Annotated in this window: 13 protein-coding genes; 5 read left to right on the top strand and 8 right to left on the bottom strand. The window is 66.2% G+C overall.

The annotated features are described in order from the left end of the window. Nucleotides 1–36: 36 nt before the first annotated feature. From QNO03_RS02005 to QNO03_RS01990, 4 genes are all read right to left on the bottom strand, one after another. On the bottom strand, nt 37–684 hold the full coding sequence (locus QNO03_RS02005) for a hypothetical protein (RefSeq protein ID WP_289601612.1): 648 nt from the start codon (nt 682–684) through the stop codon (nt 37–39). Nucleotides 685–893: 209 nt separating this feature from the next. Beyond that, on the bottom strand, nt 894–1,310 hold the full coding sequence (locus QNO03_RS02000; RefSeq protein WP_289601611.1) for a GntR family transcriptional regulator: 417 nt from the start codon (nt 1,308–1,310) through the stop codon (nt 894–896). A 9-nt stretch (nt 1,311–1,319) separates the two neighbouring features. Continuing rightward, nucleotides 1,320–3,314 carry an ABC transporter ATP-binding protein gene (locus QNO03_RS01995; protein WP_289601610.1) on the bottom strand — a complete coding sequence of 665 codons (1,995 nt, stop codon included), beginning with the start codon at nt 3,312–3,314 and terminating at the stop codon, nt 1,320–1,322. Further along, nucleotides 3,311–5,044: an ABC transporter ATP-binding protein gene (locus tag QNO03_RS01990; RefSeq protein ID WP_289601609.1), complete on the bottom strand. Its 1,734-nt coding sequence runs from the start codon at nt 5,042–5,044 to the stop codon at nt 3,311–3,313. Before QNO03_RS01990 ends, QNO03_RS01995 begins: the two co-directional genes overlap by 4 nt. Nucleotides 5,045–5,116: 72 nt before the next feature. Here QNO03_RS01990 and QNO03_RS01985 point away from each other — a divergent pair, with 72 nt between their 5' ends. Continuing rightward, a complete protein-coding gene (locus QNO03_RS01985) occupies nt 5,117–5,755 on the top strand; it encodes an MBL fold metallo-hydrolase (protein WP_289601607.1) in 639 nt (212 codons plus the stop codon). 87 nt (nt 5,756–5,842) lie between these two features. Beyond that, complete coding sequence (locus QNO03_RS01980; RefSeq protein ID WP_289601606.1) at nt 5,843–7,258, top strand: APC family permease; 1,416 nt, start codon at nt 5,843–5,845, stop codon at nt 7,256–7,258. Here QNO03_RS01980 and QNO03_RS01975 read toward each other — a convergent pair. Further along, nucleotides 7,233–8,012 (bottom strand): trans-aconitate 2-methyltransferase, encoded by a 780-nt coding sequence (locus QNO03_RS01975; protein ID WP_289601604.1) that lies wholly within the window; start codon nt 8,010–8,012, stop codon nt 7,233–7,235. The genes QNO03_RS01980 and QNO03_RS01975 overlap by 26 nt on opposite strands. A 75-nt stretch (nt 8,013–8,087) precedes the next feature. Here QNO03_RS01975 and QNO03_RS01970 point away from each other — a divergent pair, with 75 nt between their 5' ends. The 3 genes from QNO03_RS01970 to QNO03_RS01960 are packed head-to-tail and all read left to right on the top strand — an operon-like array spanning nt 8,088 to nt 12,464. Next, the gene (locus tag QNO03_RS01970; protein ID WP_289601603.1) at nt 8,088–10,628 is read left to right on the top strand and encodes a DEAD/DEAH box helicase; all 2,541 of its coding nucleotides are present in this window, start codon (nt 8,088–8,090) and stop codon (nt 10,626–10,628) included. Nucleotides 10,629–10,638: 10 nt separating this feature from the next. Continuing rightward, complete coding sequence (locus tag QNO03_RS01965) at nt 10,639–11,151, top strand: GNAT family N-acetyltransferase (protein WP_289601601.1); 513 nt, start codon at nt 10,639–10,641, stop codon at nt 11,149–11,151. Beyond that, entirely contained in the window at nt 11,148–12,464 is a 1,317-nt protein-coding gene (locus QNO03_RS01960; protein WP_289601600.1) for an alpha/beta fold hydrolase, read from the top strand. The genes QNO03_RS01965 and QNO03_RS01960 overlap by 4 nt, the downstream gene beginning before the upstream one ends. A 54-nt stretch (nt 12,465–12,518) precedes the next feature. Here the strand turns inward: QNO03_RS01960 and QNO03_RS01955 are convergent, their stop codons facing one another. From QNO03_RS01955 to uvrB, 3 genes are read right to left on the bottom strand one after another with little or no spacing between them, the layout of a single operon-like run. Further along, a complete protein-coding gene (locus QNO03_RS01955) occupies nt 12,519–12,701 on the bottom strand; it encodes a hypothetical protein (protein WP_229948210.1) in 183 nt (60 codons plus the stop codon). After that, nucleotides 12,664–13,128: a hypothetical protein gene (locus tag QNO03_RS01950; protein WP_289601599.1), complete on the bottom strand. Its 465-nt coding sequence runs from the start codon at nt 13,126–13,128 to the stop codon at nt 12,664–12,666. Before QNO03_RS01950 ends, QNO03_RS01955 begins: the two co-directional genes overlap by 38 nt. Before the next feature lie 48 nt (nt 13,129–13,176). Then, nucleotides 13,177–15,255 carry an excinuclease ABC subunit UvrB gene (uvrB, locus tag QNO03_RS01945; RefSeq protein WP_289601598.1) on the bottom strand — a complete coding sequence of 693 codons (2,079 nt, stop codon included), beginning with the start codon at nt 15,253–15,255 and terminating at the stop codon, nt 13,177–13,179. Nucleotides 15,256–15,298: the final 43 nt, after the last annotated feature.

Raw genomic sequence — 15,298 nt, 5'->3', positions numbered from 1 at the left:
GAAGCGCCAGCCGGTCCGGCGCGTTGCGCATTCGTACTAGCGGTTTACGCAGTAGCGCACGTAGTAGTAGATGGCCCCTCCATTGCGCCAAGCCGTGGCATCGATGAGCTTCTCCAAACGGCCCACCTTGTCTTCCGCCGCCGTCAGGATGCGGCGTGGAAGACGGCCGACATCCGCAAAGTGGTTCGCCCATGCAAGCGAGGAACCGGCAAACTCGACGGCTACCGTCAACTGTTCCCGCACGCCTTCCTCGGTAGCCGCGCCATAGGGTGATGCTGCGAGCAATTCCTGTGCCTTCGCACGGTCAGCTGCATCACTGTTCATGACCTCGGCAAAAACCGAACACACGGTATCCCTCAGAACAGTCTCTGTGGCGTCGTCCATGTGCTTTACCAAATACTCGGGGGGCGTTATCTCCCGCCGCCAGGAGGCCCGCATAATCTGCAGGGTCTCCTCGCGGAACGTGGAGGTCCACCCCTCCGGTGCCGCGATTTGTCTGGCAAGTGCATTCAAAACGGCGGAACGTTGCGTTGCGGCCTCAACCACTGCACGCTCTTCGGCGCTAAGTCCGGACTGCTCGATCCCTCGAAGGAGATCGTCAAGCCGCTGACTGGCAGTTCTCAATTCTGCGGGACCAGCGGCAGCATGTATCGCCTGTAAGGCCTCGTCCGAGGTGTTTCTCACGGCACCTAGATTCGAGACCCCGCCGCAGCTGGCGCCTGCGCTGCTAAACAAGACCAGGACAGCCAGAACCGCAGTCTGTACGCGGATGGACCTTTTCGGAGTCGAATCCATGGCGCATCACCTCTCGACGATGGCCGTTGTCCTACACCTCGGATCGTCGATTTGTCCACAGAATCAGCGACACTTTCGCCGCCGCCAGGGTCACGAAGCTAGTGCAGCGCCGCCCGCAGGAAGGACACGGCCTCGTCCTCGGAGACGCCGTTGGCCCGGACCGACCTGGCATACGCCGCGGCAGCTGCGGCCACCCGGCTGCGGCCGCTGTCGCCGCCCGCCGCGACAACCGTGCCGGCGCGGGACCGGGTGGTGACCACCTGTGCCTGCTCCAGTTCACGGTAGGCCTTGGCCACTGTGTTCACTGCCAGGCCAAGGTGTCCGGCCAGCGTACGGACCGGAGGCAGCCTCGTGCCGACGGCGAGGCTGCCGTCATTCACGCCGTCCAGGATCTGCAGGCGCAGCTGTTCGTAAGGCGGAACCGAGCTGGAGGCGTCTATCCGGACCTCAGCCAGTACGCCCGCGTCGTTGCCTGCGGAGGTTGCTTCGGTTCCTGGGTGTGTGTCAGGCGTCATGCTGCAATGCTAATGCCCGGCCGGGTCGGCAGGTGCAGCCGGGTCCGCCTCCGCGGCTCCCGAATCCGCTTCCCGTTCCCTGTCAGGTTCAGCATCAGGGCCCGCGAACTGGGAGCGGTACAGCCCGGCGTAGAAGCCTTCGGCCGCCAACAGCGCTTCGTGCATTCCCTGCTCAACGATCTGCCCGTCCCGGACCACCAGGATCAGGTCGGCGTCGCGGATGGTGGAGAGCCGGTGGGCGATGACGAAACTCGTGCGGTCCTGCCGGAGCGCATTCATGGCGAGGCGGATGGCGATTTCCGTCCGGGTATCCACGGAGCTGGTGGCCTCGTCCAGGACCAGGATGGACGGGTCCGAAAGCCAGGCCCGGGCAATGGTCAGCAGCTGCCGCTGGCCCTGGCTCAGCGCGCCGCCGTCGTAGCCGAGCACGGTGTCGTAGCCGTCGGGCAGGGACCGGACAAAGTGGTCCACATGGGTGGCCTGTGCAGCCTGGACGATTTGCTCCTCCGTGGCGTCCGGCGCGCCGTAGGCCAGGTTCTCCCGGACCGTCCCCTCGAACAGCCAGGCGTCCTGGAGCACCATGCCGATATGGCTGCGCAGTTCCTCGCGGTTGAGCCGGGCAATGTCGACGCCGTCGATCGTGATGCGGCCGGCGTCGACCTCGTAGAAACGCATCAGTAGGTTGACGAGGGTGGTCTTGCCTGCGCCCGTTGGCCCCACAATGGCCACCGTCTGCCCCGGCTCGGCCGTGAAGGACAGATGACGGATCAGCGGGGCGTCGGGGCTGTAATCGAAGGAGACGTCCTCGAAGGCGACCCGTCCCCGCACGGCCGGAAGATGTTCGGGACGGTCCGGGTCCGGTGCTTGTTCCTTGGCGTCCAGGAGGGCGAAGACGCGTTCGGCGGAGGCGACGCCGGACTGGAGCATGTTGATCAGCCCGCCCAGCTGGCCCAGCGGCTGGCTGAACTGGCGGCTGTACTGGACAAAGGCCTGCACGCCGCCGATGGACAGCTGCCCACTGGCCACCTGCAGGCCGCCCACCACGGCCACCGCGACGTAGTTCAGGTTCGAAATGAACATCATCGCCGGCATGATGATGCCGGAGACAAACTGGGCACGGAAGGCGGAGCGGTACAACCGGTTGTTGGCGGGAGCGAAGCCTTCAATCACCCGCTCCTGCTGGCCGAAGGCCTTCACCACGTCCTGTCCGGTGAACATTTCCTCGATGTAGCCGTTCACCTCGCCGGTGGACTTCCATTGGGTCTTGAACTCCGCCTGCGAGCGCCGGGCAATGAGCACCGTCACGAGGGCGGAGACGGGCACGGTGACCACGGCGATCAGTGCCAGCAACGGTGAAATGGACACCATCATGGCCAGCACGCCGATGATGGTCAGGACCGAGGTGAGGATCTGGGTCAGGCTCTGCGAGAGGGTCTGGGCCAGGTTGTCGATGTCGTTGGTGACGCGGCTCAGGACGTCCCCGCGTGACTGCTGCTGGAAGTGGGACATGGGCAGGCGGAACAGTTTGCCGTCCACGTCGCGGCGCAGCCGGTACATGGCGTTCTGCACAATGCGTGCGGTCACGCGTGCCTGGAACCAGCCGAAGGCGAAGGCCGCCAGGTAGATCGCCAGTACGCCCAGCAGGATTGCGCCGAGCCGGGCGAAGTCCAGTCCCTGGCCGGGGATGACGTCCATGGCGGCAAGCATGTCCGCCAGTTCCCGCTCCCCCGAGTTCCGCAGGGCCTGTACCTGGGCGTCCTTCGACATTCCGGCCGGCAGCGTCTGCCCGATGAACCCGTCGAAGATGACGTTGGTGGCTTCCCCGAGGATGCGGGGCGCACTGACGGCGAGCGCCACGGAAACGACGGCGGCCACCAGCACTGCCGCCACCCGTAACCGGTCCGGTGCCATCAGCCGCAGGATCCGGCGGACACTGCCGGCGAAGTTTTCCGGTTTCGCCGCCGCAGCCGCACCGGGTCTGCCCCGTAGCCCCGGGGTACTCATGCGACTTCCTCCGCGGTCAGCTGTGAGGCGACGATCTCCCGGTAGGTATCCGAGGCGGACATCAGCTCGTTATGGGTTCCCTGCCCAACGATGCGCCCCTCTTCCAGGACGATGATCCGGGCGGCGTCGGTAATGGTGTTCACCCGCTGCGCCACGACTATCACCGTGGCGCCCCGGGTCTGCGGTCGAAGTGCTGCGCGCAGCCGGGCGTCGGTGGCGAAGTCCAGGGCGGAGAAGCTGTCGTCGAAGAGGTAGATGGAGGGGCGGACCACGAGGGCCCGGGCAATGGCCAGGCGCTGGCGCTGTCCCCCGGAGAAGTTACTCCCGCCCTGTTCCACCTGGTGTGCCAGTCCCCCCTCCGCAGCCCGGACGAAGTCTGCCGCCTGCGCGGTTTCCAGGGCCGCCCAGAGTTCGGCGTCCGTCGCCTCCGGACGGCCGAAGCGCAGGTTCGAGGCAATAGTGCCGCTGAAGAGGTACGCCCGCTGCGGCACCAGTCCGATGCCGCGGCGCAGCGAGGAGAGGGTGGCACCGGCAATGTCCTGTCCATCCACGGCGATGCTGCCGGACGTGGCGTCGAGCAGCCGCGGGACCAGGTTGAGCAGTGTGGTCTTCCCTGCCCCGGTGGAACCGATAATGGCCGTGGTTTCCCCCGGCAGCGCCTCGAAGCTGACGTTGAAGAGCACCGGGTCCTCGGCGCCCGGGTAGCTGTAGCCGACGTCGGAGAAGGTGAGCCGGCCGCCGTCGTACGCGAGCGCCCGGGCATCAGGCGCGTCGGAGACACTGGTGCGGGTATCCAGCACCTCGAAGATCCGTTCGGCGCAGACCGCAGCCCGGGGCAGCATCATGATCATGAACATGGACATCATGACGGCCATCAGGATCTGCATGATGTAGGCGATGAACGCGGTCAGTGCGCCGATCTGCATCTGGCCGGCATCGATCCGGGAGGCGCCGAACCACATCACTGCGACCGTGGCGAGGTTGGCCACCAGCATGGCGGCGGGAAACAGCAGCGCCAGCAGCTGGCTGACCCGCAGCTGCGTGGAGGTGAGGTCCTTATTCGCGCCGTCGAACCGGGCCTCCTCGGACCGCTCCCGGATGAAGGCCCGGATCACGCTGATCCCCATGATCTGTTCCCGCAGTACCGAGTTGACCCGGTCGATCTGCCGCTGCGCCCGCCGGAACAGGGGAATCAGCCGCCGCAGCACCAGCCCGATGACCAGGAACAGGACCGGCAGGATGAGCAGCAGGATCCCGGAGAGTGGAATGTCCTGGTTCAACGCCAGCAGTACCCCGCCCACTCCCATGATCGGTGCCGAAACCATCATGGTGAACGTCATCAGCAGGGTCATCTGCACCTGCTGCACGTCATTGGTGGTCCGGGTGATCAGTGAGGGAGGCCCGAACAACCCGACTTCCCGGGAGGAGAAGGTTTCGACGTTGGTAAACAGTGCCGCACGGATGTTGCGTCCCACGCTCATGGCCACCCGCGACGCGAGATAGGTGGCCGTCACGGCACACAGGACCTGGGCTGCCGTGACGGCGAGCATCCACCCGCCCACCTCCATAATCACGCCGGTGTCCCCCGTAACCACGCCGCGGTCAATGATGTCGGCGTTCAGGGTGGGCAGGTAAAGCGTGGCGACGGTCTGCAGCAGCTGCAGGAGGACGACGGCGGCCACGGGGACTTTATAGGTTGCCAGGTTTTCCCGGACCAGCCTCAGGAGCATCCTTGCAAGGTACGCCCGTCAGCGGGCGCAGACAATAGACCCGCCCTGGAGCCGCCTCGCTAGACTGGCCCGATGGAGGATTTGGAGAACATCACTATCCGCAGCGTGTCCGTCAGCGAAATGGACAACAACGTGTACCTGCTTACCGGGAAGGCGTCCGGCGCGCAGGTGCTGATCGACGCGGCCGCAGACTTCCCCGCCATCGAACGGCTGCTGGCCGAAGGGGCGCAGGATGCAGCGGTTCCGGCGAAGCTGGAGCTGGTCATCACCACGCACAGCCACTGGGACCATGTGCGGGCGCTCGCCGAAACGGTGGCCGCCACCGGCGCGCGGACCGCCACCGGCACAGCGGACATCCCCGACATTGAGGTGCCCACGGTTGTCCCCCTGGACCACGGCGATAAGGGCACGTTCCCCGATTTCGAGCTGGAGGCTATCGCCCTGCGCGGCCATACACCGGGCTCCATTGCCATCCTCTACCGGGACCCGCACGGGCCGGCCCACCTGTTTACGGGCGATTCCCTCTTCCCCGGCGGCCTGGGCAACACACAGAAGGACCCGGAACGCTTTACACAGCTCTACCGCGACGTATTCGAACGTGTGTTCGATTATCTGCCGGATGACACCGTGGTGCACCCCGGCCACGGCGCCGGCACCACCCTCGGTGCCGAGCGGCCGCACCTGCGGGAATGGAAAGAGCGCGGCTGGTAGCACCGGCCCGCCGGTTTCATTGACCGGTGCCGGGTACGGCCCTACGCTCCAAAGGGGGCCTGCCGGACCGGATGAGAGCGGGTAGCCGTGGCCAGACCATCACCGTCACCAAAGCCGCAGGACCCGGAGCCAACGCAGATCGGGCTCGTGGCCTGCGTGGCCTTCGGAGTCGGCACCACGGTGGGAGGAGGCGTCTTCACCCTCTCCGGAACCGCCGTCAACCTGGCCGGTCCGGGCGCCGCGGCCAGCTACATCCTGGCCGGCGCAGTCATGTGCCTCTGCGCGCTGTCCTTCATTGTGGTCTCCACCCGCGCCGGGGAGGGCGAATCCGGGTACGCGCCGGTCGGGAACATCCTTGGCCCGTTCTGGCGGTTCATCGTAATGTGGGCGTTTTATCTCAACGGCGCCACCATCATTGCCTACCTGACCGTTTCCTTTGGCGACTATCTCTCCGAGTACTTCCTGCCTGCTGCCGGGACACTGCTGCTGGCGCTCGCCGCCACCGCCCTGGTGACGGCTCTCAACCTGGGGCCGACGGCGGTGGTGGCCAAGGCGGAAACCTGGATTGTCGGCATCAAGCTGGCCCTGCTGGTGCTGTTTTCCGTCTGGGGCCTGCTCCAGCTTCGGCTCCCCCAGCTGGAGCGTCCGCTGCCCGAGGGGGCAGGCGGTGTGTTCTCCGCCGCGGCGCTTCTGTTCACGGCCTATACCGGCTTCAACGTCATTACGAATATGGCCGGATCGGTCAAAGACCCCCGCAGGACGGTGCCGCGCGCCATCATGCTGACCATCCTGGTCTCCGGGCTTGTTTATCTGGGTACGGTGCTGGCCATGACCGCCAGCGGCATCACCAGGTTCACTTCCACCGGTGTCTCGCAGGCAGCCGAGATTGTGATGGGTGCCTGGGGTGGGCTGCTGGTGGCCTTCGCGGCGTGCCTGTCGACGCTCTCCGGCGCCAATGCAAACGTCCTGGGCGCGTCGGAGATCATGCTCCGCATGGTTGCCCGCGGCGATGTGCCGCCGGTGCTTGGGCGCCATACGCGCCGCGGGCATCCGTACGTGAGCGTCCTGCTGCTCGGGATCATCACGGTGCTGCTGGTGGTCCTGAACGACACCACCTTCGTGGTTTCCGTCGCCAATGTTGCGGCGATCATCGCCATGGTGGTGGTCAGCGTTGCGGCGGCAGTACTAGGACACCGGAAATGGCCCGGAGAAGGTGCCCGGCTCCCACTGGGTCCGGCAGTCCCGGTCCTGGCTGCCGTGGCTGCCGCCGCCCAGCTGCCGTCCCTCGACCCGGCAGCCCTGGCCACGGGCTTCCTGCTGACCGGACTGGGTGCCGCCCTCTACTTCGCGAGGCACGTCCAGCGCGGCGGGGCCGGCACCCAGCTGCACGCCAACAGGCAGATCGACAGCCTCGGCACGCCGCTGATGTCCGCGGTCCGCCGCAGGCCAAACCCCCGGCGGACCGGAGGCCCGGACCTCAGACGGCCTTCCGGCCCACCATAAACAAGCGCCGGAACGGGAACACGGTTCCCCAGGCGTGCTGCGGGTAGGCCGCGCGCAGCAGTTCCGCGTAGTCGGGTTCGAAGGCGGCGAAGTCCCCGGCGGACAGGGCATCGATGACCGGACGCAGTGCCGTTCCCCGGACCCATTCCAGGACCGCGTCGTCGCCGGCCAGGACCTGGGAGTAGCTGGTTTCCCAGACATCCGCCTCGAACCCGGCCGCTGTCATCAAGGCCAGATAGTCCGCCGGCTCGTCCACGGCGTCGGCATGGCGCAGCACCCCGTCCAGCTTCGGTGCCCACGCGGCGCTCGCCGCCAGCTCCCGCATCAGCACATGGGAGGGTGCGGAGAAGTTGCCCGGGACCTGCACGGCCAGCCAGGCGCCGTCGTCGAGCTGTGCAGCCCATCTCCGCAGGAGATCCTGGTGACCCGGCACCCACTGCAGTGCGGCGTTGGACACCACCACGTCCGTGCCGGGCGCCGGTTCCCAGTCCTCGATCCTGCCCTGCACGAAGCCCAGGTTCGCCGGGGCACCCTCCATGGCGAGCGCGCCGTCGATCATCTCCTGGGAGGAGTCCAGGCCGAGAACCTCTGCCTGCGGCCAGCGGGCGGCGAGCGCCGCGGTCAGGACACCCGTGCCGCAGCCGAGGTCCACCACCCGCGCCGGAGACTCCGCTGCCACCCGGGCGGTGAGGTCGAAGAACGGGCGGTCGCGGTGGGAGGAGAACTGCGTGTACTTATCCGGGTCCCATTTCATGCCCCGAGCCTACCGGGGAGGTGGAAGCACCCTGCGGAAAACGGCAACGGCGCGGGCCGATAGTCTGGTATGGACATGAAACTTCTTGAACAGCTTGCCTCCGGCCCGTCCAGCACCCGCACCGTCGATCCCGATGAGACCTACACGTCCTTCCTGGAATGGGTCGAGAGCCGGGGCATGTCGCTGTACCCGGCGCAGGACGAGGCAGTGATGGAGCTGGTGACGGGCAACAACGTCATCCTCGCCACTCCCACCGGCTCAGGTAAATCGATGGTGGCCATCGCAGCGCATTTCCATGCCATGGCGCACGACGAGCGCAGCTACTACACCGCCCCGATCAAGGCCCTGGTCTCGGAGAAGTTCTTCGCCCTGTGCGAGATTTTCGGTGCCGAGAACGTCGGCATGGTCACCGGCGACTCCTCGGTGAACAAGGACGCCCCGATCATCTGCTGCACCGCGGAGATCCTGGCCAACATCGCCCTGCGCGAGGGAGCGGACGCGGACCTGGGCACCGTCATCATGGACGAGTTCCACTTCTACTCCGATCCGCAGCGCGGCTGGGCCTGGCAGGTCCCGCTCCTGGAGCTGCCGCAGGCACAGTTCCTGCTGATGTCCGCCACCCTGGGTGACATGACCCGGATTGCGAACGAGCTCAGCGAACTCACCAACCGGGACACGGTCACCGTCTCCTCCGTGCAGCGTCCCATTCCGCTGCACTACTACTACGTGGAAACCCCGGTGCAGGAATCCCTCGAGGAACTGCTGGAGACCAAGCAGGTGCCCGTCTACGTGGTGCACTTCAGCCAGATCGAAGCCATTGACCGGGCGCAGGCACTGATGAGCATCAACGTCTGCACGCGGGAGGAAAAGGACCGGATCGCAGAGCTGATCGCCGGCTTCCGGTTTGCCCCCGGTTTCGGCAAGACCCTGAACCGGCTGGTCCGGCACGGCATAGGCGTGCACCACGCCGGCATGCTGCCCAAGTACCGGCGCCTGGTGGAGCAGCTGGCCCAGGCCGGGCTGCTGAAGGTCATCTGCGGCACCGACACCCTGGGCGTGGGCATCAACGTGCCCATCCGCACCGTGCTGATCACTGCCCTGTCCAAGTACGACGGAACCCGCACCCGGCCCCTGAAGGTCCGGGAGTTCCATCAGATCGCCGGACGCGCGGGGCGGGCCGGGTATGACACTGCCGGGACCGTCGTCGTGCAGGCACCGGAACACGTGATCGAAAACGTCAAGGCCATGGCCAAGGCGCACGCCAAGTTCGGCGACGACCAGAAGAAACTGCGCCAGGTGGTGAAGAAGAAGCCGCAGGCCGGTTTTGTCTCCTGGGGCAAGCCCAGCTTCGAGAAGCTGGTGGACGGCACCCCGGAGCCGCTGACCTCCAGCTTCAACATCACCCACTCCATGCTGCTGAACCTGCTGGAGCGCCCGGGCGATCCGTTTACCGCGGCAAAGAAGCTGCTGACCAACAACCATGAGAGCCGCGCCTCGCAGCTGGCCCTGATGAAGAAGGCCCTCAGTATCTACCGGGAGCTGAAGACCGCCGGCATTGTCGAGGTACTGCCGGAGCCCGACGCCGACGGCCGCACCGTCCGCCTGAAAGTGCACCTGCAGCCGAACTTTGCGCTGAACCAGCCGCTTTCTCCTTTTGCCATGGCCTCCCTGGAGATCCTGGATCCGGACAGCCCGTCCTACGCCCTGGACGTGGTGTCCGTGATCGAGGCGATCATGGAAAAGCCCCGCCAGGTCCTCTCCGCGCAGGAGAAGAAGGCTCGGGGCGAAGCCATCGCCGCCATGAAGTCCCAGGGCATCGAGTACGACGAGCGGATGGCCATGCTGGAGGAGGTCACCTACCCGCAGCCGCTGGCGGAGCTGCTGGAGCAGTCCTTCGAGGTCTACCGCTCCGGCGCCCCGTGGCTTGGCGAGTTCGAGCTGAGCCCCAAGTCGATTGTCCGCGACATGTACGAGCGGGCCATGAGCTTCGGCGAGTACGTGCAGTTCTACTCACTGGCACGCTCCGAGGGCGTGCTGCTGCGGTACCTGTCGGACACCTACAAGGCGCTGCTGCACACGGTTCCGCCGGAGCGGCTGCGTGAAGACCTCGAGGACATCATCGAATGGCTCGGCGAACTGGTCCGCCAGACCGACTCCTCACTGCTGGACGAATGGGAAGAGCTGACCAACGGCATCAACCCGGACGCTTCGAATGAACCGGTGCTCCCGCCGGTGCCCGACCGGTTGACCGCCAACGTGCGGGCCTTCCGCGTGATGGTGCGCAACGAGATGTTCTCCCGGGTGAAGCTCTTCGCCGATGAGGACGACCGTGCCCTCGGGGAGCTCGACGGCGAGGCCGGCTGGGACGCCGACCGCTGGGCGGAGGTCCTGGACGCCTACTTCGAAGAACACGAGGACATTGACGACGGCCCCGACGGCCGCGGACCCAACCTGCTGATCATCAAGGAACTGCCCGGAAAATGGGAAGTCCGGCAGATCTTCAAGGACCCGGCCAACCACCTGGACTGGGGCATCACCGCGGAGGTGGACCTTGCCGCGTCTGACGAGGCGGGGAGCCCCGTCATCAAGGTGATCACCGCAGGCCGGCTGGATTAGGGTGGAGCCCATGCAGATCCGTCCCGCACGCCGGGAAGACGTTCCCGTCATCCTCGAGCTGATCCATGACCTGGCCATCTACGAGAAGGAGCCGCACGCGGTAAAGAACACCGTGGAGGCCCTGGAGGCGAACCTTTTCGGGGAGCACCCGGCTATCTTCGCCCATGTGGCCGAGGAGCGTGGAACGGTTCAGGGGTTTGCCCTCTGGTTCCTGAACTACTCCACCTGGGAGGGTGTGCACGGCATCTACCTGGAGGACCTCTACGTCCGTCCCGAGGCACGGGCAAGGGGCATCGGAAAGGCGCTGCTGCGGACGCTGGCGGAAACCGCCGTCGAGCGCGGCTACGCCCGGGTGGAGTGGTGCGTGCTGAACTGGAACGAGCCGTCCATCCGCTTCTACAAGTCCCTCGGCGCCCTGCCGCAGGACGACTGGACCACCTTCCGGCTTACCGGCGGGGCGCTCGCCTCCTTTGGCGGCGCAGCAGAAACCGCCAACACAGCGGGAACGGAGCCGTCCGCATGAGTGTCCCGCACACCGCTTCGGCGCCCTACGACGTCCGCGGCATGCGGGTCACGGACCACCGCTTCACGGTTCCCCTGGACCATGCCGTGCCCGATGGCGAGAGCATCACCGTTTTTGCCCGCGAATACAGCGACGCAGAGCTGCCTGCCGGTGAGGTTGAGGACCTGCCGTGGCTGCTGTACCTGCAGGGCGGACCGGGCGGTAAGGGAAACCGGCTGCTGCAGTTCGGCGGCTGGACGAAGGCCGCAGCCAAGCACTTCCGCATCCTCATGCTGGACCAGCGCGGCACCGGCCTCTCCACCCCCGCAGACCGCCAGACCCTTCCGCTGCGCGGGGACGCCGCTGCGCAGGCCACATATCTCGCCCATTTCCGGGCGGACTCGATCGTGGCGGACGCCGAGCTCATCCGGGAGTCCCTCGGATCCGGACCGTGGAGCACCTACGGGCAAAGCTACGGTGGGTTCTGCACGCTCACCTACTTGTCCTTCGCCCCCGAGGGACTGCGTGAATGCCTGGTGACCGGCGGGCTGGCACCGCTGGCCGGTCCCGCCGACCGGGTGTACGAGGCCACCTTCCGCCGCGTCGCGGCCCGCAACGCCGAGTACTTCTCCCGCTACCCGGAGGACCGGGAGCTCACCACCCGGATTGCCCGGCATCTGGAATCCGTCCCGGAATACCTTCCCTCCGGAGAACGCCTGAGCGTACGGCGCTTCCAGATGGCCGGCTCCTATCTGGGCGGCAACACCCGGGTGGACGGGCTGCATTACCTGCTGCAGGAAGCCTTTGTCCCCACCCCGGACGGGGAACGGCTTTCCGACACCTTCCTGGAAGCGGTGCACGGGCTGGTCAGCCGGGCCGCCAATCCGCTGTACGCGGTGCTGCACGAGTCCATTTACGCCCAGGGGCAGGCCACCAACTGGGCCGCCGAACGCGTGCTGCAGTCCTTCCCCGCGTTTGAACCCACGGCACCCGAGCCGCTGTACACCGGTGAAATGGTTTACCCCTGGTACTTCGACGAGGACCCGGCGCTGGTTCCGCTGCGGGACACGGCCGAGCTGCTGGCGCGGAAAGCCGACTGGGGACCGCTGTACGACGCAGGGCAGCTGGCACGCAACACCGTGCCCGTGGCTGCCGCCGTCTACACGGACGATATCTATGTTGACCGGGACCTGTCGCTGGAGACAGCGGAAGCCGTCCGCGGACTGCAGGTCTGGGAAAGCGCCGACTTCCACCACGACGGCATTGCCGACGACGGCGAGACCATCTTTGGGCGCCTGCTGGATATGGTCCGCGGCCAGGACACGCAGCAGTAAAAAAGGCAGGACCCCGGCGATTGCCGGGGACCTGCCTCGATGTCTTTGCGGCCGCTACAGCGGACGGTCAGCGAGTTTCCGCACCCATTCCGGAGTCGGCTTGCCGAGCTTGCGGTCGGTGGTGAGCCGGAGCCGTGCGGCGCGGATCTGCACCCGTTCGCGGTCACGGTCGTCGCGTTCAGCCTTATCGGCGGGGGTCTTACCTCCGCGTGCCAGCGGCAGTGCTGCTGTTGTCATCGTCGGCCTCCTCCATTCCGGGTGCGCTCGTGATGGTTTCATTCTGGCTCATATCGCCGTTCGAGTCCACTATCGCCGTCAGCGGCCGCGCCCACGCAATGCTGATGATGGCCGCTTCCTCGGCCCCGGCGAGGTCGCTCTGGGCCAACAGGTCCAGCACACCCAGACCGGTTTCCTGGCGCCGGGGGTCGTCGGACAGGGAAGCCTCGATGGCCCACTGCGCCCTGGTCCACCATTCCGACCGCTGGTCGGCGTTCCGGCGCTGCTCCAGTGTTTTCCAGCCCACGATGAAGGTCAGGGTACCGGCCAGCAGGACGGCCAGGGGGCCGAGGGCCGCAACGATGTCCCACCAGGAGGTGGCACTCTCTGCCGGAAGCGCCTGAAGCGCCGGTGCTGCCGGTGGGACCGGCGGGGAGGTGAACTGCATGGTCCCACCGTAGCGCCGGCCACCGACATTTCCCGTGCCCGGACGTGCCTAGGCGTGCCCGGCGGACTGCATCTGCCGGAGTTCCTTCTTCAGGTCCCCCACCTCGTCGCGGAGGCGGGCAGCCAATTCGAACTGCAGCTCCGCGGCAGCGGCATGCATCTGCTCGGTCATGGACGCAATCAGCGTGGTGAGGTCTTCCGCAGGAGCAGCAGCAAGGCCGTCCTTCCGGACCCCCTTGCCCTTGCCCTTCGTCTTCTGCTTGGCCGCCTCTGCCAGGAGGGCCTTGGTGTCGGCGTCCTCGCGGGCCAGCTGGTCGGTGATGTCCGCGATCTTCTTGCGCAGCGGCTGCGGGTCCACGCCGTGCTTCTTGTTGTACGCGACCTGGATCTCCCGCCGGCGGTTGGTCTCGTCAATGGCCTTGGCCATCGAGTCGGTAATCCGGTCCGCGTACATGTGCACCTCGCCGGACACGTTTCGGGCCGCACGGCCGATGGTCTGGATCAGCGAGGTGGAGGACCGCAGGAAGCCCTCCTTGTCGGCGTCGAGGATGCTCACCAGCGACACCTCGGGAAGGTCCAGGCCCTCACGGAGCAGGTTAATGCCAACCAGCACGTCGAAAGTGCCCATCCGCAGTTCGCGGAGCAGTTCCACGCGGCGCAGGGTGTCGACGTCGGAGTGCAGGTATTCCACCTTGACCCCGTGCTCCAGGAGGTAGCCGGTCAGGTCCTCGGCCATGCGCTTGGTCAGCGTGGTCACCAGGACGCGCTCGTCCCGCTCGGTGCGGGTGCGGATCTCCCCCAGCAGGTCATCGATCTGGCCCTTGCTGGGCTTCACGACCACCTGCGGGTCCACCAGGCCGGTGGGGCGGATGATCTGTTCCACGTAGCCGTCCGACTTGGACAGCTCGTACTTGCCCGGGGTGGCGGACATGTACACGGTCTGGCCGATCCGTTCCAGGAACTCGTCCCACTTCAGCGGCCGGTTGTCCATGGCCGAGGGCAGCCGGAAACCGTGGTCCACCAGGGTCCGCTTACGGGACATGTCGCCCTCGTACATGGCACCGATCTGCGGGATGGTGACGTGGGATTCATCCACCACCAGCAGGAAGTCATCCGGGAAGTAGTCCAGCAGGCAGTGCGGGGCAGTGCCCGGCCCACGGCCGTCGATATGCCGCGAGTAGTTCTCGATGCCGTTGCAGAAGCCCATCTGCTGCATCATCTCCAGGTCATAGGTGGTGCGCATCCGCAGCCGCTGGGCCTCCACCAGCTTGTTCTGCGATTCCAGCTCCTTCAGCCGCACCTGCAGCTCATCCTCGATCTGCCGGATGGCCCGGTGCATCCGGTCCTCGCCGGCCACGTAGTGCGACGCCGGGAAAACGTACATTTCGTTTTCTTCGTGGATGACGTCCCCGGTCAGCGGATGCAGCGTGTAGATGTTCTCGATTTCGTCCCCGAAGAACTCGACACGGATGGCGTTTTCCTCGTACATCGGGATGATCTCGACGGTGTCGCCGCGCACGCGGAAGGTCCCGCGGTGGAAGTCCATGTCATTGCGGACGTACTGCATGGCTACGAACCGGCGCAGCAGGTCGTCACGGTTCATCTGCTGCCCGCGGCGCAGGGTCACCATTGCCTCGATGTACTCTTCCGGGGTGCCCAGACCGTAGATGCAGGACACCGTTGCCACCACGATCACGTCCCGGCGCGTCAGCAGCGCGTTCGTGGCCGAGTGGCGCAGGCGCTCGACTTCCTCATTGATCGAGGAGTCCTTCTCAATGAAGGTGTCTGTCTGCGGGACGTACGCTTCCGGCTGGTAGTAGTCGTAGTAGGAGACGAAGTACTCCACCGCGTTGTTGGGCAGCAGCTCGCGGAACTCATTAGCCAGCTGCGCGGCCAGGGTCTTGTTCTGCACCATCACCAGCGTGGGCCGCTGCACCTGCTCGACGAGCCAGGCCGCCGTCGCGCTCTTACCGGTACCGGTGGCGCCGAGGAGGACAACGTCCTTCTCGCCGGCGTTGATCCGCTCGGCCAGTTCCTTGATGGCGGTGGGCTGGTCACCGGCGGGCTTGTAGTCACTAATGACCTCAAACGGTGCCACTACTCTCTTGATGTCCTGCGCAAGACTCATGCCTATAAAACTACTCCGCTCCACGGACAGCCACGGTCCGCTT

Source organism: Arthrobacter sp. zg-Y877 (assembly GCF_030373105.1).
GTDB lineage: Bacteria > Actinomycetota > Actinomycetes > Actinomycetales > Micrococcaceae > Arthrobacter_B.
The sequence above is the reverse complement of the archived record's forward strand: the minus strand, read 5'-3'. Positions and strand labels throughout refer to the sequence as shown.

Bases quoted from the DNA above. Each gene is read 5' to 3' on its own strand.
- QNO03_RS02000 (WP_289601611.1), bottom strand. From the start codon at position 1,310: ATGACGCCTGACACACACCCAGGAACCGAAGCAACCTCCGCAGGCAAC.
- QNO03_RS01995 (WP_289601610.1), bottom strand. From the start codon at position 3,314: ATGAGTACCCCGGGGCTACGGGGCAGACCCGGTGCGGCTGCGGCGGCG.
- QNO03_RS01990 (WP_289601609.1), bottom strand. From the start codon at position 5,044: ATGCTCCTGAGGCTGGTCCGGGAAAACCTGGCAACCTATAAAGTCCCC.
- QNO03_RS01985 (WP_289601607.1), top strand. From the start codon at position 5,117: ATGGAGGATTTGGAGAACATCACTATCCGCAGCGTGTCCGTCAGCGAA.
- QNO03_RS01975 (WP_289601604.1), bottom strand. From the start codon at position 8,012: ATGAAATGGGACCCGGATAAGTACACGCAGTTCTCCTCCCACCGCGAC.
- QNO03_RS01970 (WP_289601603.1), top strand. From the start codon at position 8,088: ATGAAACTTCTTGAACAGCTTGCCTCCGGCCCGTCCAGCACCCGCACC.
- QNO03_RS01965 (WP_289601601.1), top strand. From the start codon at position 10,639: ATGCAGATCCGTCCCGCACGCCGGGAAGACGTTCCCGTCATCCTCGAG.
- QNO03_RS01960 (WP_289601600.1), top strand. From the start codon at position 11,148: ATGAGTGTCCCGCACACCGCTTCGGCGCCCTACGACGTCCGCGGCATG.
- QNO03_RS01955 (WP_229948210.1), bottom strand. From the start codon at position 12,701: ATGACAACAGCAGCACTGCCGCTGGCACGCGGAGGTAAGACCCCCGCC.
- QNO03_RS01950 (WP_289601599.1), bottom strand. From the start codon at position 13,128: ATGCAGTTCACCTCCCCGCCGGTCCCACCGGCAGCACCGGCGCTTCAG.
- uvrB (WP_289601598.1), bottom strand. From the start codon at position 15,255: ATGAGTCTTGCGCAGGACATCAAGAGAGTAGTGGCACCGTTTGAGGTC.